Here is a 26,854-nt window from a genome sequence, read left to right as displayed (position 1 = left end):
GTGCCGGCGTCCGCCTCAGGCAGGGGCGTCCCGCCCGGCCGTCTCGTCGACGCGCTTCGCCCTGCCCGGCCCGTACGCCCGCGGTCCGCGGCGTCGGCGGTGTGACGCGCCGCCCACCATGGCCAGGGCCAGACAGAAGATGAGCGCCAGTGCCAGGCCGGAGCTGAAGACGGCGAGCATGTTCATCGTGGCGATGTCGTGGTCCAGCACCGACACGGTGTACTCGGGGCCTCCGGACAGGTTGCCCGCGATCGCCAGGGCCGTGAAGGCGCCGGTGGCTCCGAGGAGGAGCAGTCCGATGAGCAGCATCCGAGTCATCTCCTCACAAGAGATCCTGCGGTGGCTACGGGTACCCCTGACCTGGCGGTCCATGAACCTGGCGGGAACGGTGCGATCTGACGGGAAGGGCGCGATCTGGGGAACGGCGATCTGGCGGGGACTGCGCCGAGGCGGCCGGGACATGCGCGTCGGGCGGGGCTGAAGGGGTGCGTGGTCCCGGGACGCCGCGGGTACGCGGACCGCGGACGACGAGGTGTCCAGGTGGGAAGGGCGGCGAGGGAGATGCGGTTCCACGACCGGGGGCAGGCCGGGCGGGAACTGGCCGAGCGGCTGCGTGTCGAGCAGGAGAACGGCGTTCTCCCGGACCCCGTCGTCCTCGCCCTCCCACGCGGCGGAGTCGCCGTGGCCCGAGAGGTGGCGCGGGGATTGAACGCCCCGCTCGACGTTCTGGTGGTTCGGAAGATCGGTGCCCCCTCCCAGGAGGAGTACGGCGTCGGCGCGATCGCCGGCGAGGACGAGCCGCTCTTCGACGGGCGCGCCCTCCACCTGCTGGGCCTCACGAAGGCGGACCTCGCCCCTGTCGTCGAACGCGAGCGCGCCGAGCTCCGCCGCCGTGAACGCCGTTACCGGCAGGGCCGGGCCGCCCCCGAGCTGACCGGCCGGACGGTGCTCGTCGTCGACGACGGCCTGGCGACGGGCTCCACCGCGCGCGCCGCGCTACGTCGCGTCCGCCGCCAGGCCCCCGGCCGACTGGTGCTGGCCGTGCCGGTGGGTTCCGCGGAGGCGACCGAACTGATGCGGGCCGAGGCCGACGACGTCCTGTGCCTGCGCACCCCGTCGCCCTTCGTCGCCGTCGGCCTGTATTACGAGCACTTCGACCAGCTGACCGACGAGGATGTGCTGAGGGCGTTGCGGGCGCGCGCCGGGCAGTGAAGACCAAATCGAACGAGCCCCGATGCCCCGCCAGGGTAAGTCGACCGGATCGTACGTACGCTGGTCTCCGTGCACCTCTGTTTCCTCAGTCGACCCGTCGTATGACCACCCGTGAACCGGTCCGGCCCGGTGAAGGGCCGGCCGCCGCGGCGGCCCGCATCACCGGTCGTGCGGTGCGGGAGGAGCGGCGGCTGGCCGGTGCGTTGACCGAAGTCGGCCTCGACGGCGGGCAGTTGGTCGTGGTCAAGCGTGCTGACGAGCCCGATGCCGTGGCGGCGGAGGCGGCGGGGCTGCGCTGGCTTGCCGACGCGGGGACGGTCCGCGTTCCCGACGTGTGGGGAAGTGACCGTGCGTGGCTGGTCAGCGACTTCGTTCCAGAGGGCCCGCCGACGGTCGAGGCGGCCGTCCGGTTCGGGCGTGAGCTGGCCGCTCTGCACTCCGCCGGTGCGCCCGCCTTCGGTGCCCCGCCGCCCGGCGGCCCGGTCGACGCGTACATCGGGCTCGCTCCCATGCGGAACATCCGAGGTACCGACTGGCCGAGTTGGTACGCCGAACACCGGGTCCTGCCGTATCTGCGGGCCGCGGTCGACGGCGGAACGATCCGCGTGGCGGAGACGGCCGTGGTCGAGCGCGTCTGCGAGCGGTCGCCCGAACTGGCCGGTCCCGCCGAGCCACCCGCACGGCTGCACGGTGACCTGTGGAACGGGAACGTGCTGTGGGGCGCCGACGGGCACGTCTGGCTCATCGACCCCGCCGCACACGGCGGTCACCGGGAGACCGACCTGGCGATGCTGCGCCTGTTCGGCTGCCCGCATCTGGAGCGGATCGTGGACGGCTACGGGCAGCAGGCGCCGCTCGCCGACGGGTGGGCGGACCGCATCGCACTGCACCAGCTGTTCCCGCTGCTGGTGCACGCCGTGCTCTTCGGGCGCGGCTACGCCGAGCAGGCGCTCGCGGCGGCCCGGGCGGCTCTCGCGCGATGAGTCGGGGGCGCCGCGGGTGCGGCGCCCCCGATCATCACGTCGGTGGTGAGGAAAGCGAAAGGACTGGGCTTTCGAGGCCCGCTTTGAAGGCGGATGAGAAGGAAGCCCCTTCATGGCCTCACCACGGACGACGCTAACACTCAGGCCGGGATCAAGTCGCGCAGATTTTCCGGGGTGATGACCCTGGAGTCCGGGTGCAGGCCCTCAGGACGCTCCAGCCCGATGTAGGTGACGGGCACGTCGTCCGGGACCGTCGCACCGTCCCATGCCGTGACCTTCGCACCGGACTCGGCCATCAGGGACGTCAGGTGACGTACTGTCAGCTGTTTCCGCTCGACGATCGAGCGCAACAGCTCAGCCACCGACACCCGATTCGCCTCCACCCGGTTGAACGCCGGCCTGCCCCTCAGGTAGAGGTGCAGCCACCTGGCCTGCCAACCACCGTCCTCCGCACGCCGGAAGGCCAGCGGCAACGCGATCCGTCCCGGTCCGCGCAGCTCCGACTTCATACGCACCGTACGAGGTTCGAAGGGCCGGCCCTTCTGCTCGCCCTCGCGCAGCATGAAACCGAAGAACGACTCCGCCGTCTCCTCGAAGCCCTCCCCGGAGTAGATGTTGACCTGCGGCACGATGTAGTTGCCGCGCACGGCGCCGAGCCGCAGGTTGATGAACTCCGAAGCGCCGTGGGGGGCGTCGGTGATGTCGCCCGAGTGCTCGCCCTCGACGTCCCGCAGATTGGTGTACGACAGCCAGGTCACGGGTTCGAACTCGTGGTCCAGGGTCAGGGCGGACAGGTCGTAGTCGGTGACGCGCTCCGTCTGCCTCCAGTACACGAAGAACCGCAGCAGCTCGCCGTCGACCGGCGACACCGAGCCGCGCGGCAGCACACCGAGGCCTGCCGAGGTCGCCCTGCCGCTGAGCGGCAGCGCCACGTCCAGGATGTCGGGGTCGACCAACACCCGCTCCACGGGCGGAAGTCGACGGCGCGTCTCGGTGTCGAGCACGGCGATCAGGCGCCCGCGCACCGCGGCCGGGACGGGTGTACGCCGGTCGTCGGCGACATGGGCGTGGCCGGCGCGGTTGACGAACACACGACGCTTCCCGGTGTCGTCGGCACGGTTGTGCAGGTGCTCACGGACCGACAGCACGACCCGACCCGAGACCTGCGGGGCGGCCTGCTCGGCGGCGGCCACCACGGCGTCCCGCTCCTCTTCGGTGGACGCCGTGCGCAGCAGCCGGTCCAGGGACCGGAACAGCTTGCCCGGCGCGGACTTCAGCAGCTCCGCCGCGCCGCCGACGTCGTCCCGGGCGAGCAGTCCCTCGACACGGCCGTCGAAGGAACGCGCCCGCTTCTCGCCCCGCGCAACGGCGAACACCTCGGCGGCGTGCGGCCAGTGCGGGTACTCGTGCGGGTGCAGCCGCTCGCCGAGACGCTTGAACGCCTCGCGGTACTGGTTGACGTCGGCGAGCTTGACCGGTGCGTCGGCGATGATGTCGTCGAGCCCCGCGAGCAGGGCCCGGCGGACCCGACGCGACAGCGCCCGGAACCGGGTCGGCTCCCGCAGGGTCACATCCCCGTCGGACAGCGCGCAGGCCAGCCGGAGCACATCGGTGACCGTGTCCAGCAGCAGGCCCGCGCCCGCCTTCAGCCGGGCCGCGTTGACGAGAGCCCGGTTCTCACGGATCGGGAACGCCTCCGGCCGGGGGCCGTGCGCACAGTGCTCGGCGAGAGCGCTCAGATCCCGCAGATGCTCCTCGCTCAGCGGTGTGGTGCTGCCGGCCAGCGCCAGGTACAGGGCCGTGACCTCGTCCTCCGGATCCCCGGCCGGATGCAGGACCGTCAGCCGGTCGCCCGCGGCGGCGATCAGCTCCTCATGGGCGGCGAGCATCTCGGCGTACGTGTGCCGGTACCTGCCGTAGGACGGGAGGGTGAGCAGGTTGACGACACCGTCGCGGAGCTGGGCGAGGATGCCGGGGCGGGAACTGCCGTCCTCCAGTGCCTCGGTGACGCACCGCATCCAGAAGTCGAGCGTGTCCGGCACATGGGCCGGGAAGTCGACGAAGTAGACGTTGTGCTCGACATGGTCACCCACCATCTCGCGCACGGTGGACAGCGTACGGACGGCTGTGTCGACGACCGTCGCCTCGGACAGCCCCGACAGCCGCTGCAACACCTCGGCCGACAGTTTGAAGCCCACGGACATCAGCGCGGCGTCGAACTGCCGTGCGCGGACCTCGCCCCGGCCGGCGGGGCCGGTGGGCAGCGGGAGTCGGTGGGTGTGCCGGACGACCAGCGGTACGAGTCGATGGGACATTCCGGAAGGATCGCAGGCCGTGCGGCCGGCCGCACTCGGGTTTTCGGGGCGGCCGCACTGGGGTTTTCGCCGGGCCGGCCGCATGCGGCACGAGCATCCGGTTGGCGATCGCGGCGGGTGGTGAGAAATAGGACCGTCCGACGTGTCACATCCCGACGACTTGTTCCGTCAAAGAGGTGTAACCGAAGCCACCTTCACAGGAGCCCATGATGGAAGCTCGCCTGAACATGCTCGAGAACCCCGTTGCCGCCAAGATCTTCCGGCACATCAACTCCGCGGGCAAGGTACTCGCCGACTCGCCGCTGCCGGCCGCCACACAGGAGCTGGTGAAGCTGCGGGCCAGCCAGATCAACGGCTGCGGATTCTGCACCGACATGCACACCAAGGACGCGCTGGCCGCGGGCGAGACCCAGCAGCGGCTCAACCTGGTCGCGGCCTGGCGCGAGGCGAAGGTGTTCACCGAGGCCGAGCGGGCCGCTCTGGAACTCGCCGAGCAGGGCACCCGGATCGCCGACGCGGCCGGCGGTGTCCCCGACGAGGTCTGGGCGAACGCCGCCAAGCACTACGACGAGGAGCAGCTCGCCGCACTGGTCGCCACCATCGCCCTGATCAACATGTACAACCGCTTCAACGTCCTCGTCCAGCAGCCGGCCGGCGACTACCAGCCCGGCCAGTTCGGCTGACGGGGGAGCCGTCGGGCCGGCGTCACGCCGGCCCGAAGCCCGGCCCCAGTGACCGCAGCGCCTCGTTCAGGAAACCGGCGAGATCGGATCCGTCCTGTCGCAGCCACTGCTCGTAGGCGGCCACCGCGGCGCCCAGACAGGAGTAGGCGATCACCTGGGGCAGCAGGGCGTCGGGCGCGAGACGGAGGCGGTCGGCGGCGAACTCCGCCACCACGGCGCGCCATTCGGCGTACATCAGGGTGGAGTGCGCCTGCAGGGCGGGCACTTCGAGGATCAGTCGCATCCGCAGCCGGTGCCACGGGACCTGCGCCGCGTCGAGGCGGTTGAAGTCCACGATCGCCTCGCGCAGCGCGTCCATCATCGGTGTCTCCCGCGGATACCCGGCGAGCACCTCCCGCATCCGTTGCAACTCGCCCTGGAAGTCCCCCCAGACGGCGTCGTTCTTCGACCGGTAGTAACGGAAGAAGGTGCGGCGCCCGATCCCCGCCGACGCCGCGATGTCCTCGACCGTCACCTCGTCGAAGCCGCGCTCGGCGAACAGCCGCAGAGCGTGTTGCTCCAGGTCGGCGCGGGAGGTCGACGGCCGGCGCCCGACGCGGGCGACCGGCTCGGGTGCGGCGGAACTCGACGACTTCAGCACGCGCTCTTCCTTTCGGCACCGGGTGCCATTATGGTCGCGACACGGAGAGAACGTCCTCATCTTCTTAGGAGAAGGAGCTTCTCGTGAGTGAAGTGACGCGAACCCTGGGCATGGAGACCGCCACCGTAGACCGAACCGAGGCCGAACCGCCCCTCGTCGACGACAGGGCGCTCGAGGACGACCTGATGGTCGAGGAGGACCTGCTGGTCGAAGAGGTCTCCATCGACGGCATGTGCGGCGTGTACTGAACCGGCGTCCGAGATGCCGTCCTTCGACATGGCCGGCCCCTGGACCCTGCACCCCCAGGTCGCCGTGCGCCCGGAACCCTTCGGAGCCCTGCTCTACCACTTCGGCACCCGCCGGCTGTCCTTCCTCAAGGACCTGAGGCTCCTGGCCGCCGTACGCCGCCTGCCCGAGGCGCCCAGCGCGGCCGAAGCCTGCCGCTCGGTCGGCATCCGCGAGGACGAACTGGCCCGCTACCGGGCCGCGTTGGGAACCCTGGCCGGCTCCCACATGATCGTGCAGCGCACGCCTTCCCCACTAGACGAGGCGCCATGACATCCCCTGCCGCACCCCCGCACCCGACCCGCCTGGTCGACCACTTCCAGTACGGCCTCGACGCCCCGATCTGCCTCACCTGGGAACTGACCTACGCCTGCAACCTGTCCTGCGTCCACTGCCTCTCCAGCTCCGGCCGCCGTGACCCGCGCGAGCTGAGCACCGCCGAGTGCAAGACGGTCATCGACGAACTCGAACGCATGCAGGTCTTCTACGTCAACATCGGCGGCGGCGAGCCCACGGTCCGCCCCGACTTCTGGGAACTCGTCGAGTACGCCACCGCCCACCGTGTGGGAGTGAAGTTCTCCACCAACGGCGTCCGGATCACCCCCGGCGCCGCCCGCCGCCTCGCCGCCTCCGGCTACGTCGACGTACAGCTCTCCCTGGACGGCGCCACCGCCGACGTCAACGACGCCGTACGCGGCCGGGGTTCGTACGACACCGCACGGCGTGCGATGGAGAACCTGCGAGCCGCCGGAATGAGCGGCTTCAAGATCTCGGTCGTGGCCACCCGGCACAACATCGGCCAGCTCGACGACTTCAAGGCCCTCGCCGACCAGTACGGCGCCCAACTCCGCCTCACCCGCCTGCGCCCGTCCGGCCGCGGCGCCGACGTGTGGGACGAGCTGCACCCCACGGCCGCACAGCAACGGCAGCTGTACGACTGGCTGGTGGCACACGGCGAGAACGTCCTCACCGGGGACTCCTTCTTCCATCTCGCCGCGTTCGGCGGCCCGTTGCCCGGCCTGAACCTGTGCGGAGCCGGACGCGTCGTATGCCTGATCGACCCCGTGGGAGACGTCTACGCCTGCCCCTTCGCGATCCACGACACCTTCAAGGCCGGAAACGTCCGCACCGAGGGCGGCTTCACCCGGGTCTGGCGCGAGTCCGAACTCTTCGCCGACCTACGGCGCCCCCAGACCGGTGGCGCCTGCACCAGCTGCTCCGCCTACGACTCCTGCCGGGGCGGCTGCATGGCGGCGAAGTTCTTCACCGGGCTGCCGCTCGACGGACCGGACCCCGAGTGCGTCCAGGGGTACTCCGAAACGGCCCTTGCGGCTGCCGGACGTACGGTTCCCGCCCCCGGACAGGACCACTCCCACCGCCGCGAACCCGTGTTCGTGTCGATCGGTGAACGCCCCGCCGCCGACCGCACGCCACCCGTGTCCGCGTGCGCCGAACACCCGCTGGCCGGATTCCGGCCGACCGAACTCCCGTAACCCTTCCGCGAGAGGCACCCATGGGCAACCGTTGGTTCGAGACCGTCGCGCACGCTCAGCAGCGGGCACGGAAACGGCTTCCCAAGTCCGTCTACAGCGCCCTGCTCGCCGGCTCCGAGGCCGGAGTCTCCTACCGGGACAACACCGCCGCCTTCCAGGAGCTGGGCTTCGCGCCGCACGTGGCCGACCTGGCCGGCGACCGGGCCACGGTCACGACGGTCATGGGACAGGAGATCGCCCTGCCCGTCGTCATCTCTCCCACGGGTGTCCAAGCCGTCCACCCCGACGGTGAGTTGGCGGTCGCCCGGGCCGCCGCCGCGCGCGGCACCGCCATGGGACTCAGCTCCTTCGCGACCAAGCCCGTCGAGGAGGTCGTCGCGGCCAACCCGAAGACCTTCTTCCAGATGTACTGGATGGGCTCGAAGGACTTCATGCTCCGCGCCATGGACCGGGCCCGGGCCGCCGGCGCCGCCGGACTGATCGTCACCCTCGACTGGTCCTTCTCCCACGGACGCGACTGGGGCAGCCCCTGGATCCCCGAACGCCTCGACCTCAAGGCGATGACGAAGCTCGCCCCGCAGGCCCTGTGCCGCCCCGGCTGGCTCCTCGACTACGCCCGCACCGGCGGCCTCCCGGACCTGACGACCCCCAACCTCGCCGACGAGAACGGCGTTTCCCCCGCCTTCTTCGGCGCCTACGGACAGTGGATGGGCACCCCGCCGCCCAGCTGGGACGACATCCGCTGGATGCGCGACGAATGGCAGGGCCCCTTCCTCCTGAAGGGCGTCTCCCGGGTGGACGACGCCCGCCGCGCCGTGGACCTCGGCGTCACCGCCCTCTCCGTCTCCAACCACGGCGGCAACAACCTCGACACCACCCCCGCGCCCATCCGCATGCTGCCCGCCGTGGCGGAGGCGGTCGGCAACCAGGTGGAGGTCCTGCTCGACGGCGGCGTCCGGCGCGGCGGCGACGTCGTGAAGGCCCTCGCCCTCGGTGCCCGCGCCGTCCTCATCGGCCGCGCCTATCTGTGGGGGCTCGCGGCCGCGGGCCAGGCGGGAGTCGAGAACGTCCTCGACATCATGGCCGGCGGTATCGACTCGACCCTGCGGGGCCTCGGGCGCTCGTCCATCCACGACCTCACCCCGGACGACGTTCTGGTTCCACCCGGCTTCACCCGCCACCCGGCAAGCGCGGCACAGCGTCCATGAGAACCGAACTCTCCCACCTCGCCTGGACCGACGTACCGGACCGTCCGCTCGTCCTGGTGCCGCTCGGCTCCTTCGAACAGCACGGACCCCACCTGCCGTTGGACACCGACACCCGCGTCGCCGACGCCGTCGCGCACGGCGTGGCACGGCGGCTGCGGGGCGAGGCGCTCGTCGCGCCACCGGTCGTGTACGCGGCCAGCGGGGAGCACCAGGGCTTCCCCGGCACCATGTCCCTCGGGAACGAGGCCCTGCGGTTCGCACTCCTGGAGCTCGGGCGCTCGCTCGGCCTGTGGGCCGGACGGGTCGTGTTCGTCAACGGCCATGGCGGCAACGTGAGATGCCTCGCCGACGCCGTCACCCGGCTGGTCGAAGAGGGCCGGGACACGGCGTGGGTGGCCTGCTTCCCGGACGGCGGCGACGCGCACGCCGGACACACCGAGACCTCGCTGCTCCTCCATCTCGCCCCGGAACTCGTCCACATGGACCGGGCTCACCCCGGAAACATCACGCCCCTGCGGGAGTTGATGCCCGCCCTCCGCACCGGAGGTGTCGCCGCCGTGTCCGCCTCCGGAGTGCTCGGCGACCCGACCACCGCGACGGCCGAGGAGGGCGCCCGGCTCTTCGACGCCCTGGTCACCGACATCGCCGCCCGGCTTCAACCCGAGGGAGCACACCGGCCCGAGGGAGCACACCTGTGACCGCCCGCGTGGCCCTGGTGACCGGCGCGGCCCGCGGTATCGGCGCCGCCACGGTCCGCGCCCTCTGCGCCCAGGGGTACTCCGTTCTCGCCGTGGACAGCTGCGCCGGCAGCGGCCCCGACCGTGGAGCGGGCGTGAACTACGCTCTCGCGACCCGCGAGGACCTGGAGAAACTGGCCGCCGAACACCCCGACCAGGTGCGTGCCGAGATCGCCGACGTACGCGACCGGCGCGCACTGGAGCAGGCCGCCACCACCGCTGTCGAGACCTTCGGCCGCCTCGACGCCGCCGTCGCCGCGGCCGCCGTCATCACCGGCGGACAACCCCTCTGGGAGACCCCCGAGGCCGACCTGCGCACCCTGTTGGAGATCGACGTTCTCGGAGTCTGGAACACCGCCGCCGCCTGTGTCCCGCACTTCCTCACCGGACCCGCGCCGACCGGCTGCCGCTTCGTCGCGGTCGCCTCGGCCGCAGGCACCCGCGGGCTGTTCCGTCTCAGCGGCTACGGCGCCGCCAAGCACGCCGTCGTCGGACTGGTCCGCGGCCTCGCCGCCGACCTCGTCAACACCGGAGTCACCGCCGTGGCCGTCTCCCCGGGCTCGACCCGCACCGCCATGCTCCGGGCCACCGCCGCCCTCTACGGCCTCGACGACGTCGACGCCTTCACCGACTCCCAACTCCAGGGCCGCCTCATCGAACCGGACGAGGTCGCCTCCCTCATCGCCTACTGCTGCTCCCCGCACGGCGGCGTCGCCAACGGGTCCGTCCTGAGCGCCGAAGGAGGCTTCCGCGGATGACCGCACCCGTCGCCGAAACCGCCGGACCAGGCCTGCCGATCGGTTCCGTGGTCCAACTCGGCGCGCGGACACGGCGGTACGACGACGGCCGCGTCCTCGTCGGCGGCACCCCGCCCCGCCTGGTACGGCTGTCCGCCCGCGCCCGAGCGCTGCTGGACGGACGGCGCATCCCTCTCGACACCCCCGCCGCCGTCCGCCTCGCGAACCGGCTCGTCGCCCTGGGGATGGCCCATCCGGTCGCATCCGAACTCCCGCCTCTGCACGGGGCATTGGTGACAGTCGTCGTACCGGTCAAGGACCGCCCGAAGGAGCTGGACCGCCTGCTGGCAAGCATCGGCGGCCAGGCACCGGTGATCGTGGTCGACGACGGTTCCCGAGCCCCTCTCGCCGTGACCCGCGTCGCCGCCCGCCACGGCGCACGGCTGATCGCCCTCGACCACAACCGCGGCCCGGCGGCGGCCCGCAACACCGGTCTACGACAAGTCCGTACCCCCTATGTGGCCTTCGCCGACTCCGACGTGGTCCTCGACGCAGACACCCTCCCGACGCTGCTGCGGCACTTCCACGACCCGCGGCTGGCCATGGCAGCGCCCCGCGTCCTGGGTCTGAACGACACCGGTCCGGGCTGGCTGTCGCGATACGAAGCGGCGCGCTCCTCCCTGGACCTCGGCCCGCACCCCGCCCTCGTGCATCCCCGTTCCCGTGTGTCCTGGGTCCCCAGCGCCTGCCTGGTCGCGCGAGTGGCCGCCCTGGGCACCGGATTCACCGAGAGCCTGCGGGTCGGCGAGGACGTGGACCTGGTCTGGCGGCTGGCCGGGGAGGGCCGGCGCATCCGCTACGACCCCACGGTCACGGTCCGCCACGACCACCGTACGACCCTCTACAAGTGGGCGGCGCGCAAGGCGTATTACGGCACCGGAGCCCACGCGCTCGCCCAACGGCACGGGACGGCGATCGCCCCGGCCGTCCTCACCCCCTGGGCGGCGACAGTGGCGACCGCCCTGCTGGCGCAACGGCGTTGGTCGCTCCCCGTGGCCACCGCGGTGGCCACGGGAGTGGCCCGGAACTACACCCGTGACATCACCACGGGGACCGCCGCCCCATGGCGCCTCGCGGTCTCCCTGACCGGCCTGGGTCTGGCCGCCACCGCGGAACAGACAACGGCCCTGCTCCTACGGCACTGGTGGCCGCTGACCGCCGCGGGCTGTCTGCTCTCCCGTAGGGCACGCCGGGCCGCCCTGCTCGCCGCCATCGCCGACGGACTGCTCGAACACCGGCGCTGCGCCCCGGAGTTGGACCCGATCCGCTTCCTGCTCGCCCGCCGCCTCGACGACCTCTCCTACGGGGCCGGACTGTGGGCCGGCGCGGTCCGGGGGAGATCGCCGCGCTGTCTGCTGCCTGAGATCCGCGGGAGGCGGGAACGGTGAGCGTGCACCGCTGGCTCTCAGTGATAGGCGACTCAGCACTGCCCTCGGCCCTCGACCGATCGCCCTCGGTCCTCGCCCCTTCGCCACAGGTCCCCGCCCCACCACTACCACCCTCCGCCCCCGAGTGCCCGTTCCTCGACTGGGCGTCCTCCGGCGCCATGGCCCTCACCGTCGACGAGAACGGCGCTCCCGTACTCTCACCGGGCACGATGTGGCCCCTGCTCGATCAGGTCGGCAGGGCACTGACGTGGCTGAGCGGCGAGACGGGACGCCCCGTCCCCGTCGACCCCGCCCTCCTCCTCACCGGGCGAGCCGGCCTGAGGAACCTCACCGGACGGGGCCGGACATCGGCGGGCGGCGCCACCCGGCTGCTGCGCACGGCCGGCGGCTGGTGCGCACTCACCCTCGGCCGTCCCGACGACCTGGAGCTCGTCCCCGCCATCCTCGGCCGCGCCGACGTGGCCGACCCCTGGCCGGCCCTCGCCGCCGCGGCACGCGACACGACCGCACCCGAACTCGCCGCACACATCAGGGTGTTCGGGCTGCCGTGCGCCCCGCTCCCGCCCGAGCCGCCACCGGTCGACGTGCCTTGGCTGGTCTCGCGCATCGCGATGCCCGACGCGGACCTACGCCTCGACGGAGCGGTCGTCGTCGACCTCTCCGCACTCTGGGCCGGGCCCCTGTGCGCCCACCTCCTCGGCCGGGCCGGAGCCCGGGTGATCAAGGTGGAGAGCACCCGGCGGCCCGACGGCGCGCGAGCCGGCAACCGCCATTTCTACGACTGGCTGCACGCCGGGCACGAGAGCGTCGCTCTCGACTTCAGCAGCGACGCGGGCCGCAGCGCCCTCGCCGAACTCGTGAACGCCGCCGACATCGTCGTCGAAGCCTCTCGGCCCCGCGCGCTGGCCCAGTTGGGGCTCGCCGCGGAACGGCTCGACCACCGGGCCGGGAAAGTGTGGGTGAGCATCACCGGCTACGGCCGTGGCCACCCGGACCGGGTGGCCTTCGGGGACGACGCGGCGGTGGCCGGAGGACTGGTCGGCCGGACCGGCACCGGGCCGGTGTTCTGCGCGGACGCGATCGCCGATCCGCTGACCGGACTGGTCGCCGCACTGGGCGTGATGGGCTCCGTGGCGGGCGGCGGCGGACAGTTGCTCGACGTGTCGATGCGGGATGTCGCGGCGGCGTTCGCCGGGGTTTCCTTCCAAGAGCACGGCCCCCACCGGGTGCGGGACGGCGCGGTGGAGTGCGCGGTGTCCGGCCGGTCCCGGCCCGTGCTCCCGCCGCGTGTACCGGGCCCGGTCGGGCGGGCCGTGGCCATGGGCGCGGACACCGCCCGGGTGCTGGCGGAGGTGCCGGCCGGCCGGGACCGCGGTGTCGGCCGGGGGCGCGGTGTCACCCGGGGGCGCGGTGTCAGCCGAGATCCCCGTACTCGACCCGCCCACCGATGAACGTGGCCCGCACGTGTTCGGCGTCCGGCTGAAGCAGGGCCTCCGCCAGCGGGCGGTCCAGCAGGACCAGGTCCGCCGGCGCACCGGGCGCGATGAGGCGCGGCGGACCGCCGGGATCGTGCAACGGCGAGAACATGCCTCTCAGGACCATTTCTCCCGCGACACGTTCCGCCGGCCCGAGCACCCGCCCCGACCGAGTCGTGCGCTCCCGGGCGGCCCGCAGACAGGCCCACGGATCGGGGTTCCCGTACGGCGCGTCGCTGCTGGGGGCGACGCGGACACCCGCCCGCAGCAGCCCGTCGTACCGCCACAGGTCGGGCCGGTCCTCGGGCTCGACACGCGTCCAGTAGTCGTCGCCCCGCAGGGCCACCAGCGTCGGCTGGGTGACCACCCGGACACCGCGAGCCGCCACTTCGCGTGCCGCCGCCAGGTCCGCCACGGCACAGTGCTCCACCCGGTCGCCCTCCAGCCCGCCCACCAGATCCAGCGCCGCCAGGGTCAGGGCGAGGGCGGTGCGCGTCACGCAGTGCACGGCGACGGGACGGCCATCGGCATGGGCCCCGCGGATCCATGCGCCGAGGTCGTCGAGAGCGGGAAGGGAGTGATCGGCGACGACCAGCTTGACCGGCCCGACACTCAGGCGCGGGACGCTGGTCGGGGGACAAGCGGCCGCCATCACCATCACGTGCTGCGGTAGTTCGTGCCGCCGTACGGCATCGGCGACGAGCTCGGCCGCTCCCGCGTCCGGTGTGGCATCCGCGACATGGGTGACCCCGTATGCCGAGAGCCGCGCCCCCACAGACCGCAGGGACGGCCGCCGCCCCCCGATCGCCCCCCGCAGCCACGCGTCGGCCCGCCACAGCCGCCCCGTCGCCCGGCCGTCGGCGGCGCGCTCGGCGCCCTCGTGGTCCCCGAGCCGCTCCAGACCGGCCGAATTCACCACCCACAACGCCCCGGACCGGTGCTGCACCCGTACCGGCACCCGACCCGCGTGCGCATCCAGTGCGGAGCGGTCCAGATCCCCGTGGACCACCTCGTCGTACCCGACGGCACGCAGCCACCCGTCCTCACCCACCACGGCACCCGCGAACGCCGTTCTCAACCCCGCACGTGGGACACCGGACAGGTCGACGGAACCGTCGGCTGCCGCCATGGCGGCGAGGTGCAGATGGTGATCGGCCAGGCCCGGCAGCAGGGCACCGCCGTCGCCTCGGACGACGAACTCGTCCTCCGCGGGCGGCAGATGAGGCCCGATCTCGGACACGGCGCCCGCGCGGACGCGGACGTCGACCTGATGGGGTGAGGGATAGCACTCCACATCTCGCAGCAGCAGCCCATCACCGTTCATGCTCGTCGACCTCGTCCACCAAGCCCCATCGCAGGGCCGTGCCGGCATCGATCCGGCGCCCGCCGAGCATCATCCAGGCCGCTCGCCAGCGCCCGATCCGTCGCGGCACCCCGACCGTCCCGCCCGCCCCCGGGACAAGTCCCATCTCCACCTCGGGCAACTGGAAGAACGCCTCAGGGGAAGCCACCACTCGCCCGGCGAAAGCGGCCATCTCGATCCCCGCGCCGACGGCCGCGCCTCCCACCCGGACCGTCACCCGATCCCGCATCCGGTCGATCAACCGCCAGGGCGCCCGATCCAGCCGGACAAGGTACGCGGCCACGAGATCCCGGGCGGAGCCGAACTCGGCGAGATCGCCCCCGCTGGAGAACACCGGCCCGGCTCCGCTCAGTTCGATCTCGTCGACGGTGCTGTCGAGGGCGGCCAGCTCCAGGGCCTCGTAAAGCTCCTCCCGCATCCGGAAGCTGAACGCGTTTCGCCGGTGCGGTCGGTCGAGCAGGATGGACAGCCTGCCGGCGACGCGCTCCACGCGGACGAGCGGCGTTCCCTCGGCGGGGGGAGGGCGATTCTCGCGTAGGCGCCTCTCCCGCCCGGCCAGCCAGGCCGAGAACTCCGTTCCGCCCAGCAGCATCGAGTACGTGGCCGCCTCCGCCGCCAGCCCTTGGAGGGTGCCGAGCGCGGCGGTCTGCCGCAGGAGCTGTCCCAGGGCCAGGCTCGCCCGCGGATGTCGTTCGACGGCGTGCGCCAACTCGTCGTAGGCCTTCCCGGGATCCTCCACGGACACCAGACGCCGGTCGTCCGCTTCCACTTCAGGGCCCACGAGCGTCAGGGTCAGCCGGTCCAGCAGCGGGCTCAGCCGGTCGGGCGGCCGACGGGTCGCGATCCCGATGGTCAGGGGCAGGCATTCGCCCAGCCGATGCGCCGCGGCGGCCGGATCGGCGCCGTGCCACTCGTCGAGGGAGACACGACGCACCGGTGCCTCGGGCCGCCCGTCACCGCGGAGCGACAACCCTCCGTCGACATCGGTCGCATCCATCCGGCAAGCATAGCCATTCTCTGCTGCGGTATTGGCATTCTCTTTTCTCGCAAGTACCGTATCCGACAATGAATGACTTCGCCCAGACCTCGTCCGGCATCCCGCTCAAGCCGGTCTACGGACCGGCGGACCGGGTCGCCGAGCCGCCCGAACCGGGTGTGTTCCCGTTCACGCGCGGCAACTACGCCTCCGGCTACCGGGGGCGGCTGTGGACGCTCCGCCAGTACTCGGGGTTCGGCACCGCCGAGGAGTCCAACCGGCGCTACCGCTATCTGCTGGAGCAGGGCGGAACCGGCCTCTCGGTCGCCCTCGACCTGCCCACCCAGTGCGGCTACGACTCCGACGACCCCGAGGTGAGCGAGGAGGTCGGGCGGGTCGGCGTCGCCGTGGACACCCTCGCCGACGCCGAGGTGCTGTTCGAGGGCATTCCTCTGGACCGGATCAGCACCAGCTTCACCATCAACGGCACGGCGGCGATCCTGCTCGCCTTCTACGTCGCCGCCGCCGAACGCAGGGGAGTGCCCCGCGCGAAGCTCACCGGCACCATCCAGAACGACATTCTCAAGGAGTACGCCTCCCGCGGGACCTGGATCTGGCCGCCCGAGCCGTCGCTCAGGCTGATCGCCGACACCATCGAGTTCTGCGCCGCCGAGGTGCCGAAGTTCAACGCGATCTCGGTGGCCGGCGCGCACTTCCGTGACGCCGGCGCCAACGCCGTCCAGGAGATGGCGTTCACCCTCGCCGACGGGGTGACGTACTGCGACACCGTGCTGGAGCGCGGTCGTATGACGATCGATCAGTTCGCCCCACAGGTCTCCTTCTTCTTCTACACGCACGGCGATTTCTTCGAGGAGATCGCCAAGTACCGTGCCGGGCGCAGGCGTTGGGCGACCATCGTGCGGGAGCGCTACGGCGCCGGCTCCGACAGGGCGGCCATGTTCCGCTTCGGCTGCGTGGCCGGCGGCGCCTCGCTCTACGCCCCGCAGGCCCGCAACAACACCGTCCGCGTCGCCTACGAGGCGCTGGCCTCCGTACTCGGTGGTGTGCAGTCGATGTTCACGGCCGCCTGGGACGAGCCGTTCGCGCTGCCGAGCGAGGAGTCGGCGACCCTCGCCCTGCGCACCCAGCAGATCCTCGCCCATGAGACCGGCGTCGCCCGTGTGGCCGACCCGCTCGGCGGCTCGTACTTCGTCGAGGCGCTCACCGACGCCACCGAGGAGCGGATCGTCGAGATCATGGCGGACCTGGAGCGGCACGGCGGCATGGTCCGGGCGATCGAGGACGGCCATCTGCAGGGGATGATCGCCGACGAGGCCTACCGGATCCATCAGGAGGTGGAGGCGGGCACCCGGCCCGTCATCGGCGTCAACCGCTTCGTCGCCGACGACGAACCGGCCCCCGAGGTCGCCACCTACGAACTCGACGCCAAGGGGCGTGAGTTGCAGCTCAAGCGTCTCGCCCGGGTCAAGGCCGAACGGGACCCGGGCGCGGTCCGCGCCCGTCTGGCCGCGCTCTCCCGCGCCGCCGAGGGCACCGACAACCTCATGACACCCCTGATCGACTGCGCGGCTGCGTACTGCACGGTCGGCGAGATGGTCGCGGCGCTGAAGGACGTGTGGGGCGAGTTCCAGCAACCGGTGGTGTTCTGATGGGAACCAGGATCCTGATCGCCAAGCCCGGCCTCGACGGCCACGACCGGGGCGCCAAGATCGTGGCGCGGGCGCTGCGCGACGCGGGCTTCGAGGTCGTCTTCACGGGCATCCGGCAGCGCGTCGACGACATCGTGGCCACCGCCGTCCAGGAGGACGTGGCGATGGTCGGTCTGAGCATGCTCTCCGGCGCCCATCTCGCCCTCACCGCCCGCACGGTGGAGGGGCTGCGCGCCGCGGACGCCGGTGACATCACGGTCGTGGTCGGCGGCACCATCCCCCCGGCGGACGTCCCGCGACTGAAAGCCGTTGGCGCCGCGGGGGTGTTCCCCACCGGCACCCCCCTGGACGTCCTGGTCGCCGAGGTGCGCGCGCTGACGGCGGGCCCGGCCTCACCCTGAGTTTCGGACAACTGGAGGCAACGTGCGGATCGGTGTGATGATCGGGGCCGAGCGAGGGGACTCCTCGCGCAAGGTCTCGCGGTTGATCGCGGACGCCGAGTGGGCCGAGAGCGCGGGGATGGACACGGCCTGGATCCCCCAAGTCCCCACGGACTTCGACGCGTTGACCGCCGTGGCCCTGATGGGAGCGCGCACCGGCCGCATCGAGCTGGGCACGGCCGTCGTACCCCTGCAGGCCCAGCATCCGATCGCGCTCGCCCGTCAGGCGCTGTCCGCGCAGGCCGCGGCGGGCGGGCGGTTGGCCCTGGGGATCGGCCCCTCGCACCACTGGATCATCGAGGACATGCTCGGCCTGCCCTACGAGCGCCCGGCCGCCCTCACCCGCGACTACCTCGACGTCCTGGACGCGGCCCGTCGCGGCCCCGGCCCCATCGATGTCGAGAACGCCACTTACACCGTGCACAATCCCCTCGACCTCGCCCCCGTCGCCCCCCTGCCGATCCTGGTGGCGGCCCTGGGCCCGGTCATGCTGCGGCTCGCGGGGGAGCGGGCCGACGGGACGCTGCTGTGGATGGCGGACGAACGCGCGGTCGCCGAACATGTCGTCCCCCGCATCACCAAGGCCGCTGAGGCCGCCGGCCGTCCGGCCCCGCGGATCGTCGCCGGGATCCCGGTCTGTCTGTGCCGCCCCTCGGAGGTCGACGCGGCGCGTGAGCGTGCGAACCGCATTCTCGGAGAGGCCGAGACATCCCCCAACTACCAACGGCTGCTGGACCACGGCGACGCCAGGGACGTCGGAGACCTGTGCGCGGCGGGGGACGAGGCCGCCATCGCGGCCCGGTTCAAGCGGTTCCAGGACGCCGGGGTCACCGATCTGTCCGTACGGCTGCTGCCGATCGGCGACGACCGCGACGCGCTCGTGGCCTCCAAACGCCGTACCCGGGAGATGATCGCGAGCCTCGCGGCGGAGCTCAGGTGACTCCCGGACCGCTCGCCGGCATTCGCGTCCTCGAAGTCGGACACATTCTCGCCGGGCCCTTCGCCACCATGCTGCTGGCCGACCTCGGCGCCGAGGTCACCAAGCTCGAGCCGCCCGGCGGCGACCTCTCCCGCCAGGTGGGCGACGCCTACTTCGCCAGCCTCAACCGCAACAAGCGCAGCATCCGCCTCGACCTCACGACCGAGCAGGGCCGGGAGAAACTCGCCGAGTTGGCGACCGACGCACATGCCCTGCTGGTCAACCTCAAGCCGTCGGTGATACGGCGCCTGGGGCTGACGTACGACAGTCTGCGCCGCTTCAACGAGCGGCTGGTCTGTGTCGCCCTGACCGGCTACGGGCTGGAGGGCGGCGACGACCCGGCCTTCGACTACATCATCCAGGCCGCGACCGGTGTGGCCGCACTCACCGGCGACCCCGACGGGCCCCCGACCCTCCCCGGGTACTCCTCCGTCGACAACTCGGCCGGACTGACCGCCGCGTTGGGCCTGCTCGCACAGATCGTCTCCGGCCGCGGCGGCCAAGTGGACATCGCCCTGCGGGATGTGATGCTCGCTCAGCTCAACTACCGCGCGGCCGCCTACCTCAACGACGGCGTGGAACCGCGGCGCATGGCCCACGGCGCGCACTCGTACTACGTGCCCGCCCAGCTCTTCCCCACCGCTGACGGCCACTTGGCGCTGTTCGTCACGCACGACGGCTTCTGGAAGATCTTCGCCGCCGAGGCCGGCATCGACGGCTTCCCGACGATGGCCGAGCGGGCCGCCCGCCGTGACGAGGTCCTTGCCGTGGTCACACGCGCCCTGGCCGCCGACACCGCCAGGGGCTGGGAGGCCCGGCTGCGCCCGCTCGGCGTCGCCGCGGCGGCCGTGCGCACCCTCCACGAGGCCCTGGAGGCCACACCGGAAATGATCGTGCGGGCCGGCGAGTTCCGTCTGGTCGCCGGCCCGGTGCGCGTCGTCGGCTACGAACCCGCCCATCGGCCCCCGCCCCGGCTGGGCGAGCACGGCTCACTCGTAGTGGACGGTGACTGAGCCCTCGTCGGGCACGCCCTGGCAGGTGAGGACGTAGCCCTCGGCGACCTCCTCCTCGGTCAGGGCGTCGTTCACGCGCATGGTCGCGCTTCCCTCGGTCACCTTGGCCATGCAGGTGGCGCAGTTGCCCGCCTCGCAGGAGAACGGCGGGGTGAGCCCGGCCCGCCTGGCGCTCTGCAGCAGCGTCTCGCTGGGGTGCTTCGGCACCGAGACCCGCTTGCCGCCGAGCAGGATGGTGACCGTGCCGGTCTCCTGCGGGGGCTGTACGGGCGTCCCGGGCACCGCGGGCGTGGGTGCCGGCGCGGGCGTACCGCCGCCGAACCGCTCGCTGAACACCCGCCCCGGCCCCGGCAGCGCCGACTCCACGAGCGCCATGAAGGGCTCCGGCCCGCACACATAGGCGTCCGCGTCTCCGTCGGTCCCGACGAACTCCCGTATCGCCTCCGGGGTGAGGAACCCGGCCTTGGCGTCGAGATGCCGCACGACGGTCAGCCGCCCGGGATGGCACACGGTCAGGTCGTCCAGCAGCGTGGGGAAGATGGCCGACTCCCGGTCCCGGTCGGCGCACAGCAGCCGGACGCTGCGATCGGTGGAGGCGAGGACGCTCTTGGTGAGGGACAGGATCGGGGTGATTCCGCTGCCGCCGCTGAACCCGAGCAGCGGGGTGCTGGCCGGGCGAAGGCAGAACAGGCCGCGCGGCAGGCTGAGTTCGAGCTCGTCGCCCTCCTCCACATGGTCGATCAGCCAGTTGGAGACCTTGCCGCCCGGGACCCGCTTGACCGTCGTCATCAGCTCGGCGTCGACCTCCGGGGCGCTCGACATCGAGTACGAGCGGAACAGGCCCCAGCCGTCCACCCGTACCCGGAAGACACAGAACTGCCCGGCCTGATACGCGAACGGACCGTCGTGCGGGTCCAGCACGAAGGTCCGCGCGTCGGCCGTCTCCTGGACGATCTTGACGACGGTCGCGCGCCGGAACAGGACGGGGCTCGCCATGGACGCCCTCCTCGAGCTCTGGTATCAAGGTTCTATAGAAGTGAGAATACTATTCTCATCAATGAGATGGGACCCTCTCAACGGGTGGGGGCGAGAGATGAGCGAACGGGCCGCGCTGGTCTTCGAGGACCGGGAGTACGGCCGGGCCGAACTGACCGCCCTTTCCGAAGGACTGGCCGGGGTACTGGCCCGGCGGGGCGTACGGGCGGGGGACCGGGTCGCCCTCATGTCCTCGAACCGGCCCGAGTTCGTGATCGCCGTACAGGCCGTGTGGCGTCTGGGCGCGGCGGTGGTCCTGCTCAGCCCGGCGTGGAAGCGGGGCGAGGTCGAACACGCCCTGGACATCACCGAACCGGCGCACGCCATCGGGGACCACCCGGTGCTGGCCGAGCTCATGCCGATGCTGCACTTCGACGAGTTGCACCCCGACGAGCCGATCACGCCGGGCGAGGCCAACCACCTCGTGCCTGGCACCGCTCCCGCCCCGAACGCCGCTGCCGGATCGGACGCCCCTGCCCAAGCCGGTGCCGATGCCGGTGCCGATGCCGTGCTGGTGTTCAGCTCCGGCACCACCGGCATGCCCAAGGCGGTACGCCACACCCACGCGTCCCTCGCCGCCGCGGTGGACCACTGGAGAACCGCCCTCCAGCTCACCGCGAACGACCGTATCCAGATCGCGACACCGCCCTCCCACATCCTCGGCCTGCTGAACATCGTCACGGCCCTGGAGGCGGGCGCGTGGCTGCGGCTGCACCGGCGCTTCGACCTCGACCGACTGCTGCACCACATCGAACTCGACCGCATCACCGTCGAGATGGCGGTCGCGCCGATCGCGCTCGCCCTCGCCTCCCACCCGAAGCTGGAGAGGTACGACCTCTCGTCGCTGCGGTTCATCATGTGGGGCGCGACGCCGGTGACACCCGGCATCGCCGAGACGGTGACGCGCAGGACGGGAGTCGGCTGGGTGCCCGCGTACGGGGCCAGCGAACTGCCCGTCATCGCCTGCAACCCACTCCACGGGTCCCGGTTGGACACCCCCGGGCGTCCCGTCCCCGGGGTGGAGATGCGGGTCGTGTCCCTGGAGAGCGGGCAGCCGGTAGGTTCGGGTGAGACCGGGGAGATCGAGGTTCGCGCCGAGTCGCTCATGGCCGGGTACCTGCCGGCCGAGGCGACGGCGGATGCCCTCCATGACGGCTGGTACCGCACCGGCGACGTCGGCAGCCTGGACGCGGACGGCTGGGTCCGTCTCACCGACCGCTCCAAGGAGATGATCAAGGTGCGGGCCTTCCAGGTCGCCCCCGCCGAGGTCGAGGCCGTGCTCCACGGCCACCCCGCGGTCGCCGACTGCGCGGTCTTCGGTGTCCCCGACGGGGTGGACGGCGAGGCGGTCGTCGCGGCCGTGCGGCGGTGTGGTCCGGTCGAGTCCGGCGAACTCGTCGAACTGGTCGGCAGCCGGCTGGCCTCCTACAAACGGCCCCGCCGGGTGGAGTTCGTCGACGAGATCCCGCGCCTGCCCTCAGGGAAGGTCCTGCGGCGCGTCCTCAAGGAGCGGGCCCTCGCGGAACAAGGCCTCACAGGACAAGGGCTGCAAGACACGCCCTCATGACACAGCACCAATGATCATGATCAGCCCTCTCAACGATCAACCCCTGTGAGAGCAGGCTCTCAAGGAGTGCGATGGACGTACGTCTGACAGCTGAGCAACGTCAACTGCGGGACGCAGCCGCCAAGTTGGCCGGTAACCTCGGCCCCGGGACGGTCGTCGACCTGGATGACGCGGACCGGATCGCTCGGCTGGAGAAGGCCGTCGAGGCCACGGGCTGGCGGGCGCTGCGCTCCGACGGGGCGTCCGGAGTCGAAGTCGCCCTCGTGGTCGAGGAGTTCGGACGAGGCCTGGTCGACGTGCCGTACCTTGGACCCGTTCTCGCCGATGACCTGGTCCCGAAGGCCCGCTCGACGACGATCGCCGTGGACGGCCGGGCGCGGGACGCGCGCGGTATGCGAAGGGCCGTCTTCCTGGAGGGCAGCCGCATCCTGTCCGGAGAGAACGGCCCGCTTGTGCACGGCGCCGACCTGACCCGCCTCGACGCCCGGCTGAGCGGCACCCCCGAGCAGATCGGCTCCCTGTCCGACGACGACGCCGGATCCTGGCAGGCCCTGGCCCACGTCGCCACCTCCGCCGACCTCGTCGGCACGGCCCGCGGTGCCCACGCCCTGGCCTGCGACTACGCCAAGATCCGCGAGCAGTACGGCCGTACGATCGGCTCCCATCAGGCCGTCGCACACCTCCTCGCCGAAGGGCTGGCCCTGATCGAGGGTTCGATCAGCCTCCTGAGGCACGCGGCGTGGGCCGTCGACGAACTGCCCGCCCCCGAGGCGCTCCGCGCCGCGCGCATCGCCAAGCTGTACTGCGCCCGAGCCTCCCGCACCGTCTGCGAGACCGCCGTCCAGGTGCACGGCGGCATCGGCAACACCTGGGAATGCCTCGCCCATGTCCACCTCCGCCGGTCGCTCGTCTCCGCAGACCTGTTCCCCGTACGCCTGGAGGAGATCGACTGTGGACTTTCGTGACGCGCCGGAGGAAGCCGCGTTCCGCGAGCGGCTGCGCGGTTGGCTCACCGAACGGGCCGGCGCCTTCCCCACCGCCGGCGACGAGTACTGGGCCCGCCAGGGCGAATGGCACCGCGCCCTGCACGCGGCGGGGTTCTTCGGCCTCTCCTGGCCCAAGAAGTACGGCGGCCATGAACTCCCGCCCGTCTACGACGTCATCCTCGACGAGGAACTCGCCCGCGCCGGCGCCCCCGCCCGCCCGAGCCTCGGCTATCTGGTGCAGGGGCTGGGCAGGCACGGCAGCGAGGAGCTGCGGCAGCGCTTTCTCCCCGGCATGATCGACGGTACCGAACGCTGGTGCCAGGGCTTCAGCGAACCCGGCGCGGGTTCCGACCTCGCCTCCCTCACCACCACGGCCACCCGCGAGGGCGACCACTACGTCGTGGGCGGCCACAAGATCTGGACGAGTTACTCCGACGTCGCCGACTGGTGTCTGCTCCTCGCCCGCACCGATCCGGAGGCCCCCCGGCACAAGGGGATCTCCGCGTTCATCATCTCCATGGACCAACCCGGCGTCGAACAGCGCCCGTTGAAGATGATGAGCGGGGTCACCAAGGAGTTCGGCCAGGTCCTCTTCGACGGCGCGACCGTGCCCGCCGACCGGATGATCGGTGCGCCGGGGGAGGGCTGGGCGCTGGCGATGACGGTCGTCGGTCATGAACGGGAGCCGTCGACCCTCGGCTTCTCGGCCCGCTACGGCAAGCTGGTCCGTGAACTCGCCGCCCGCGTCCAGGGCCCTCCACCCTCCGAACTCGTCTGGGCCGTGGTGGAGACGGAGATGCTCCGCCTGCATGTACGCCGACGCCTGTCCGAACAGCTCGACGGCGTCTCGCACGGCCCCGAGGGCTCCCTGGACAAGCTGCTCATGACCTGGACGGAACAGACGGTCGGCCACGCCGCGCTGGCCGTCGGCGGCGCCGGCGACCCCGACCTCCTGCACGCCTACCTCTACAGCCGTGCGCAGAGCGTGATGGGCGGCACCTCGCAGATCCAGAAGAACATCATCGCCTCGCGGATCCTCGGACTGGGAGCCTGACATGACGGAGAGTCGGAACATGTACGGCATGCCGGAGGAGATCGAGGTCCGTGCGGAGGGCCCGCTGCGGTTCATCACCCTCAACCGTCCGGACGCCCTCAACGCGGTCAACGACCCGCTCCACACCGGTCTCGCCCGGCTCTGGCCCCGGCTGGCCGATGACCCGGGTGCCCGAGCGGCCGTACTGACCGGGGCGGGAAAGGCGTTCTCGGCAGGCGGAGACTTCGCCTACCTCGACGAGATCCGGCAGGACCCCGAACTCCGCTCCCGCACCATCGCCCACGGCCGAGAGATCGTCCTCGGCATGGTCCGCTGCCGGGTGCCCCTGGTCGCCGCCGTCAACGGGCCGGCCGTGGGCCTGGGTTGCAGTCTGCTGGCGCTGAGCGACATGGTCTACATGGCCGAGAACGCCCATCTCGCCGATCCGCACGTCCAGGTCGGCCTGGTCGCCGCCGACGGCGGCCCGCTCACCTGGCCCCTGCACACCAGTCTGCTGCTCGCCAAGGAGTACGCCCTCACCGGCGCCCGCATCCCGGCGGAGAAGGCCGTCGCCCTGGGGCTGGCCAACCATGTGGTGGCCGACCCGCTGGCCGAGGCGACGGCCTGCGCCAAACGCATCGCGGAACTCCCGAGGCAGGCGGTGGAGAGCACCAAACGCGTTCTCAACATGCACCTGGAACGCGCGGTGCTCGCCACTCTCGACTACGCCACCTCCGCTGAGGAACAGTCCTTCCAGACCGACGACTTCCGCGACACGCTCGCCCGGCTCACCGGTGGGGAGAAGTGACTCACCGGGACGTCAGCTTCCACAGATGGTCCGCCGTCCCGTTGTCGTCCCACTGCAGTACCTGGGCACCCGACGAAGTGCTCATGCCGTCCACACCGAGCAGCAGCCCGCTGTTGTAGTTGGCGATCTTGTAGTAGCCGTCGCCGGACGGGATGAGCTGCCAGAGGTGGTCGGCTGTGCCGTTGTCACCCCAGATCAGGGCCTTGCCGCCGTCCGCCGTGCTCATGGAGTCGATGCCCAGCAGCAGCCCGCTCGCCTTGTTGCTGATCTTGTAGAGGCCGGATCCGGCGGCGGTCAGGGCCCAGGACTGGCTGTTGCCCGTGCCCGACGTCGCCTGCACCACCGATGTGCCCTGCGCCGTGCCCGCGCTGGAGGTGTCGAGGGCGAGAGCGCTGTTCTTGTTGGTGATCTGGTACGTGCCGGCCAGCGAGGACGAGGTTCCGCTCGGGGTGATGGTGAGGTGGTAGCCGTCGGAGGCATTGGTCGTCACGGGCACCGTGATCGTGCCGTTCGACACGGCGTAGTCGGCGTCGGAGATTGTCACCGGCCCGGACACCGCTGTCGTACGGCCCTTGGACGGCGTGTACTCCAGCTTCGCGTGCACGGTCGCGCCGAACGCCGACAGCGAGCCCAGGCCCTTGATCTGTACGGCACTCGAACCGGCGCCACCGCCGAAGATGACGCTGATCTGGTTGCCGGAGCCGTTGAGGGAGGCCGCGCCGTCGATACCCGTCTGTGCCGGGGGAGTGGTGACCAGCATGTTCCCGGACATGTCGCCGTACCACTTGTAGAGCCAGTACGCGCCGTTGGGTGAGCCACCGGTGTCGGTCAGCGTGTCGCCGAGGGTGCCGTAGTGGTTCCAGAAGGCCAGTTCCGCGTCGTGCACACCGGCCCGCTCGAACTTGGCGACGTAGCCGACCAGCGGTCCGGGCACACCGACCTCGCTCGTGGTGCCGTACTCCTCGATCGCGATCGGTCGCGGGCTGATGCCGAGGCTGCTCTCCAGGGCCCGATACGCGGAGACATGCGCGGCTATGTTGGCCGAACCCTGCAGTTCGTGCCAGGCGATGATGTCCGGCACCGTCCCGCTCGCCTTGGCGTCGGTGAGGAACGTGCTCATCCAGGACTGGTTCCACGCCGAGTAACTCGGCCCCTGGATCGGCGTCTTGGTGTCCTTGGCCCGCACCTCCTTGTACGTCCGCGCCCAACCGGCGTCGAAGGCGCCCGCGTTGGCTGTGTCCCACGTCCAGTCCGGCTCGTTCCACAGCTCGTAGGCGGCGATGTCGGTGGCTCCGGATGCCTGCACGGACGCTACCTGCTTGTCCACGGCCGACAACCAGTCGCTCCAACTGACCCACTTGTAGGGAAAGTTCGGATACCAGTCCGGCATACGTACGACGACCTTGGCGCCGGCCCGGGCCGCCTTGGCTGCCACGACCAGCGCGTCACCCGCCGGTTTGGGCTCGCCGTTGGGGAGCTGGGAACCCCCCGGGGCCATCTGGACGAAGGTGTTCGGCTTGAGCGGGGTCACCAGGCTGTCGGACGGGGTGCTCGCGTCCGCGAGGCCGTAGAGACTGCCCGTCGCCACATGGGTGACCGGGCGCAGCGTCTGGTCGGCGTTCACGACGAGCGTGGTGGACGCGGTGGGGGCGGCCTGGGCGGGAGTCACGAGGGCGGCCGTGAGAACCGCCGTCCCCAGGGCGGCCGCCACACCGCCGTAGCGTCTTGTGCGGGTCATGGCAGATCTCTCCTTACGGAGGTGAGGTGA

General features: G+C 71.6%; 27 protein-coding genes. 20 read left to right on the top strand and 7 right to left on the bottom strand.

The genetic code is table 11. The features are described 5' to 3' along the window. Window positions 1-15 precede the first annotated feature (15 nt). On the bottom strand, window positions 16-309 hold the full coding sequence (locus ABZT17_RS14680) for a hypothetical protein (protein WP_356348272.1): 294 nt from the start codon (window positions 307-309) through the stop codon (window positions 16-18). Between ABZT17_RS14680 and ABZT17_RS14675 the strand changes: the two genes are divergently transcribed. The 3 genes from ABZT17_RS14675 to ABZT17_RS14665 all read left to right on the top strand — a co-directional run bounded on the left by ABZT17_RS14675 (window position 299) and on the right by ABZT17_RS14665 (window position 2,195). Further along, entirely contained in the window at window positions 299-481 is a 183-nt protein-coding gene (locus ABZT17_RS14675; RefSeq protein ID WP_356348270.1) for a hypothetical protein, read from the top strand. The two genes, ABZT17_RS14680 and ABZT17_RS14675, sit on opposite strands and share 11 nt — an antisense overlap. A gap of 80 nt (window positions 482-561) precedes the next feature. Further along, window positions 562-1,212, top strand: coding sequence for a phosphoribosyltransferase family protein (locus ABZT17_RS14670; protein WP_356348365.1), 651 nt, complete (start codon window positions 562-564; stop codon window positions 1,210-1,212). Window positions 1,213-1,313: 101 nt separating this feature from the next. Beyond that, window positions 1,314-2,195: a fructosamine kinase family protein gene (locus ABZT17_RS14665; RefSeq protein ID WP_356348268.1), complete on the top strand. Its 882-nt coding sequence runs from the start codon at window positions 1,314-1,316 to the stop codon at window positions 2,193-2,195. A gap of 140 nt (window positions 2,196-2,335) precedes the next feature. On the opposite strand, the gene ABZT17_RS14660 is transcribed toward ABZT17_RS14665, so the two are convergent. Further along, the gene (locus ABZT17_RS14660) at window positions 2,336-4,510 is read right to left on the bottom strand and encodes a hypothetical protein (protein ID WP_356348265.1); all 2,175 of its coding nucleotides are present in this window, start codon (window positions 4,508-4,510) and stop codon (window positions 2,336-2,338) included. Between the two features lie 209 nt (window positions 4,511-4,719). Between ABZT17_RS14660 and ABZT17_RS14655 the strand changes: the two genes are divergently transcribed. Continuing rightward, a complete protein-coding gene (locus ABZT17_RS14655) occupies window positions 4,720-5,193 on the top strand; it encodes a carboxymuconolactone decarboxylase family protein (protein ID WP_356348263.1) in 474 nt (157 codons plus the stop codon). A gap of 22 nt (window positions 5,194-5,215) precedes the next feature. On the opposite strand, the gene mftR is transcribed toward ABZT17_RS14655, so the two are convergent. Beyond that, window positions 5,216-5,833, bottom strand: coding sequence for a mycofactocin system transcriptional regulator (gene mftR / locus ABZT17_RS14650; RefSeq protein WP_356348260.1), 618 nt, complete (start codon window positions 5,831-5,833; stop codon window positions 5,216-5,218). 83 nt (window positions 5,834-5,916) lie between these two features. Between mftR and mftA the strand changes: the two genes are divergently transcribed. The 8 genes from mftA to ABZT17_RS14610 are packed head-to-tail and all read left to right on the top strand — an operon-like array spanning window position 5,917 to window position 13,192. Continuing rightward, window positions 5,917-6,081, top strand: coding sequence for a mycofactocin precursor MftA (mftA, locus tag ABZT17_RS14645; RefSeq protein ID WP_356348257.1), 165 nt, complete (start codon window positions 5,917-5,919; stop codon window positions 6,079-6,081). Between the two features lie 13 nt (window positions 6,082-6,094). Next, on the top strand, window positions 6,095-6,391 hold the full coding sequence (gene mftB, locus ABZT17_RS14640; protein WP_356348255.1) for a mycofactocin biosynthesis chaperone MftB: 297 nt from the start codon (window positions 6,095-6,097) through the stop codon (window positions 6,389-6,391). After that, window positions 6,388-7,611, top strand: a complete 1,224-nt coding sequence (mftC, locus tag ABZT17_RS14635) for a mycofactocin radical SAM maturase (protein ID WP_356348251.1) — start codon at window positions 6,388-6,390, stop codon at window positions 7,609-7,611. The genes mftB and mftC overlap by 4 nt, the downstream gene beginning before the upstream one ends. A gap of 20 nt (window positions 7,612-7,631) precedes the next feature. Further along, the gene (mftD, locus tag ABZT17_RS14630; RefSeq protein ID WP_356348248.1) at window positions 7,632-8,819 is read left to right on the top strand and encodes a pre-mycofactocin synthase MftD; all 1,188 of its coding nucleotides are present in this window, start codon (window positions 7,632-7,634) and stop codon (window positions 8,817-8,819) included. Beyond that, on the top strand, window positions 8,816-9,517 hold the full coding sequence (mftE, locus tag ABZT17_RS14625) for a mycofactocin biosynthesis peptidyl-dipeptidase MftE (RefSeq protein ID WP_356348245.1): 702 nt from the start codon (window positions 8,816-8,818) through the stop codon (window positions 9,515-9,517). Before mftD ends, mftE begins: the two co-directional genes overlap by 4 nt. After that, window positions 9,514-10,314 carry a mycofactocin-coupled SDR family oxidoreductase gene (locus ABZT17_RS14620; RefSeq protein ID WP_356348243.1) on the top strand — a complete coding sequence of 267 codons (801 nt, stop codon included), beginning with the start codon at window positions 9,514-9,516 and terminating at the stop codon, window positions 10,312-10,314. The genes mftE and ABZT17_RS14620 overlap by 4 nt, the downstream gene beginning before the upstream one ends. Next, window positions 10,311-11,741, top strand: coding sequence for a mycofactocin biosynthesis glycosyltransferase MftF (gene mftF, locus ABZT17_RS14615; protein WP_356348240.1), 1,431 nt, complete (start codon window positions 10,311-10,313; stop codon window positions 11,739-11,741). The genes ABZT17_RS14620 and mftF overlap by 4 nt, the downstream gene beginning before the upstream one ends. Further along, a complete protein-coding gene (locus tag ABZT17_RS14610; RefSeq protein WP_356348237.1) occupies window positions 11,738-13,192 on the top strand; it encodes a CoA transferase in 1,455 nt (484 codons plus the stop codon). Before mftF ends, ABZT17_RS14610 begins: the two co-directional genes overlap by 4 nt. Here ABZT17_RS14610 and ABZT17_RS14605 read toward each other — a convergent pair. Together ABZT17_RS14605 and ABZT17_RS14600 are read right to left on the bottom strand one after the other, a co-directional pair. Beyond that, window positions 13,155-14,540 carry an amidohydrolase family protein gene (locus tag ABZT17_RS14605; RefSeq protein ID WP_356348234.1) on the bottom strand — a complete coding sequence of 462 codons (1,386 nt, stop codon included), beginning with the start codon at window positions 14,538-14,540 and terminating at the stop codon, window positions 13,155-13,157. The two genes, ABZT17_RS14610 and ABZT17_RS14605, sit on opposite strands and share 38 nt — an antisense overlap. Beyond that, entirely contained in the window at window positions 14,530-15,576 is a 1,047-nt protein-coding gene (locus tag ABZT17_RS14600; RefSeq protein ID WP_356348232.1) for an enoyl-CoA hydratase/isomerase family protein, read from the bottom strand. The genes ABZT17_RS14605 and ABZT17_RS14600 overlap by 11 nt, the downstream gene beginning before the upstream one ends. Before the next feature lie 68 nt (window positions 15,577-15,644). Between ABZT17_RS14600 and ABZT17_RS14595 the strand changes: the two genes are divergently transcribed. Genes ABZT17_RS14595 through ABZT17_RS14580 form a run of 4 tightly spaced genes read left to right on the top strand, consistent with a single transcriptional unit; the run spans window position 15,645 to window position 19,657 of the window. Then, the gene (locus tag ABZT17_RS14595) at window positions 15,645-17,225 is read left to right on the top strand and encodes a methylmalonyl-CoA mutase family protein (RefSeq protein ID WP_356348229.1); all 1,581 of its coding nucleotides are present in this window, start codon (window positions 15,645-15,647) and stop codon (window positions 17,223-17,225) included. Next, window positions 17,225-17,626 carry a cobalamin-dependent protein gene (locus tag ABZT17_RS14590; RefSeq protein WP_356348226.1) on the top strand — a complete coding sequence of 134 codons (402 nt, stop codon included), beginning with the start codon at window positions 17,225-17,227 and terminating at the stop codon, window positions 17,624-17,626. The genes ABZT17_RS14595 and ABZT17_RS14590 overlap by 1 nt, the downstream gene beginning before the upstream one ends. A 22-nt stretch (window positions 17,627-17,648) precedes the next feature. Beyond that, window positions 17,649-18,605, top strand: a complete 957-nt coding sequence (locus ABZT17_RS14585) for an LLM class F420-dependent oxidoreductase (RefSeq protein WP_356348224.1) — start codon at window positions 17,649-17,651, stop codon at window positions 18,603-18,605. Then, window positions 18,602-19,657: a CoA transferase gene (locus tag ABZT17_RS14580; protein WP_356348221.1), complete on the top strand. Its 1,056-nt coding sequence runs from the start codon at window positions 18,602-18,604 to the stop codon at window positions 19,655-19,657. The genes ABZT17_RS14585 and ABZT17_RS14580 overlap by 4 nt, the downstream gene beginning before the upstream one ends. Here the strand turns inward: ABZT17_RS14580 and ABZT17_RS14575 are convergent. Then, window positions 19,634-20,653, bottom strand: a complete 1,020-nt coding sequence (locus tag ABZT17_RS14575; RefSeq protein ID WP_356348218.1) for a ferredoxin--NADP reductase — start codon at window positions 20,651-20,653, stop codon at window positions 19,634-19,636. The genes ABZT17_RS14580 and ABZT17_RS14575 overlap by 24 nt on opposite strands. A gap of 97 nt (window positions 20,654-20,750) precedes the next feature. Here ABZT17_RS14575 and ABZT17_RS14570 point away from each other — a divergent pair, with 97 nt between their 5' ends. From ABZT17_RS14570 to ABZT17_RS14555, 4 genes are all read left to right on the top strand, one after another. Beyond that, window positions 20,751-22,259, top strand: a complete 1,509-nt coding sequence (locus ABZT17_RS14570) for an AMP-binding protein (protein WP_356348215.1) — start codon at window positions 20,751-20,753, stop codon at window positions 22,257-22,259. Window positions 22,260-22,330: 71 nt separating this feature from the next. After that, window positions 22,331-23,224 carry an acyl-CoA dehydrogenase family protein gene (locus ABZT17_RS14565; RefSeq protein WP_356348213.1) on the top strand — a complete coding sequence of 298 codons (894 nt, stop codon included), beginning with the start codon at window positions 22,331-22,333 and terminating at the stop codon, window positions 23,222-23,224. Further along, a complete protein-coding gene (locus ABZT17_RS14560) occupies window positions 23,211-24,299 on the top strand; it encodes an acyl-CoA dehydrogenase family protein (protein WP_356348210.1) in 1,089 nt (362 codons plus the stop codon). Before ABZT17_RS14565 ends, ABZT17_RS14560 begins: the two co-directional genes overlap by 14 nt. A 1-nt stretch (window position 24,300) precedes the next feature. Beyond that, window positions 24,301-25,086: an enoyl-CoA hydratase/isomerase family protein gene (locus tag ABZT17_RS14555; protein WP_356348208.1), complete on the top strand. Its 786-nt coding sequence runs from the start codon at window positions 24,301-24,303 to the stop codon at window positions 25,084-25,086. Between the two features lies 1 nt (window position 25,087). Here ABZT17_RS14555 and ABZT17_RS14550 read toward each other — a convergent pair whose 3' ends face one another. After that, a complete protein-coding gene (locus tag ABZT17_RS14550) occupies window positions 25,088-26,824 on the bottom strand; it encodes an RICIN domain-containing protein (protein WP_356348205.1) in 1,737 nt (578 codons plus the stop codon). Between the last annotated feature and the right edge of the window lie 30 nt (window positions 26,825-26,854).

This window comes from Streptomyces sp. NPDC005648, from assembly GCF_040605395.1.
In the GTDB taxonomy this organism is placed as follows: Bacteria; Actinomycetota; Actinomycetes; order Streptomycetales; family Streptomycetaceae; genus Streptomyces.
Note: the sequence above shows the minus strand (reverse complement) of the source record. Positions and strands in the feature narration are given on the sequence as shown.

Coding starts and splice junctions, on each gene's coding strand:
- ABZT17_RS14555 (WP_356348208.1), top strand. CDS start 24,301: ATGACGGAGAGTCGGAACATGTACGGCATGCCGGAGGAGATCGAGGTC.
- ABZT17_RS14655 (WP_356348263.1), top strand. CDS start 4,720: ATGGAAGCTCGCCTGAACATGCTCGAGAACCCCGTTGCCGCCAAGATC.
- ABZT17_RS14570 (WP_356348215.1), top strand. CDS start 20,751: ATGAGCGAACGGGCCGCGCTGGTCTTCGAGGACCGGGAGTACGGCCGG.
- ABZT17_RS14660 (WP_356348265.1), bottom strand. CDS start 4,510: ATGTCCCATCGACTCGTACCGCTGGTCGTCCGGCACACCCACCGACTC.
- mftB (WP_356348255.1), top strand. CDS start 6,095: ATGCCGTCCTTCGACATGGCCGGCCCCTGGACCCTGCACCCCCAGGTC.
- ABZT17_RS14670 (WP_356348365.1), top strand. CDS start 562: ATGCGGTTCCACGACCGGGGGCAGGCCGGGCGGGAACTGGCCGAGCGG.
- mftC (WP_356348251.1), top strand. CDS start 6,388: ATGACATCCCCTGCCGCACCCCCGCACCCGACCCGCCTGGTCGACCAC.
- ABZT17_RS14680 (WP_356348272.1), bottom strand. CDS start 309: ATGCTGCTCATCGGACTGCTCCTCCTCGGAGCCACCGGCGCCTTCACG.
- ABZT17_RS14575 (WP_356348218.1), bottom strand. CDS start 20,653: ATGGCGAGCCCCGTCCTGTTCCGGCGCGCGACCGTCGTCAAGATCGTC.
- ABZT17_RS14665 (WP_356348268.1), top strand. CDS start 1,314: ATGACCACCCGTGAACCGGTCCGGCCCGGTGAAGGGCCGGCCGCCGCG.
- ABZT17_RS14590 (WP_356348226.1), top strand. CDS start 17,225: ATGGGAACCAGGATCCTGATCGCCAAGCCCGGCCTCGACGGCCACGAC.
- ABZT17_RS14550 (WP_356348205.1), bottom strand. CDS start 26,824: ATGACCCGCACAAGACGCTACGGCGGTGTGGCGGCCGCCCTGGGGACG.
- mftD (WP_356348248.1), top strand. CDS start 7,632: ATGGGCAACCGTTGGTTCGAGACCGTCGCGCACGCTCAGCAGCGGGCA.
- ABZT17_RS14600 (WP_356348232.1), bottom strand. CDS start 15,576: ATGGATGCGACCGATGTCGACGGAGGGTTGTCGCTCCGCGGTGACGGG.
- ABZT17_RS14565 (WP_356348213.1), top strand. CDS start 22,331: ATGGACGTACGTCTGACAGCTGAGCAACGTCAACTGCGGGACGCAGCC.
- ABZT17_RS14605 (WP_356348234.1), bottom strand. CDS start 14,540: ATGAACGGTGATGGGCTGCTGCTGCGAGATGTGGAGTGCTATCCCTCA.
- mftE (WP_356348245.1), top strand. CDS start 8,816: ATGAGAACCGAACTCTCCCACCTCGCCTGGACCGACGTACCGGACCGT.
- ABZT17_RS14595 (WP_356348229.1), top strand. CDS start 15,645: ATGAATGACTTCGCCCAGACCTCGTCCGGCATCCCGCTCAAGCCGGTC.
- mftF (WP_356348240.1), top strand. CDS start 10,311: ATGACCGCACCCGTCGCCGAAACCGCCGGACCAGGCCTGCCGATCGGT.
- ABZT17_RS14675 (WP_356348270.1), top strand. CDS start 299: ATGAGCAGCATCCGAGTCATCTCCTCACAAGAGATCCTGCGGTGGCTA.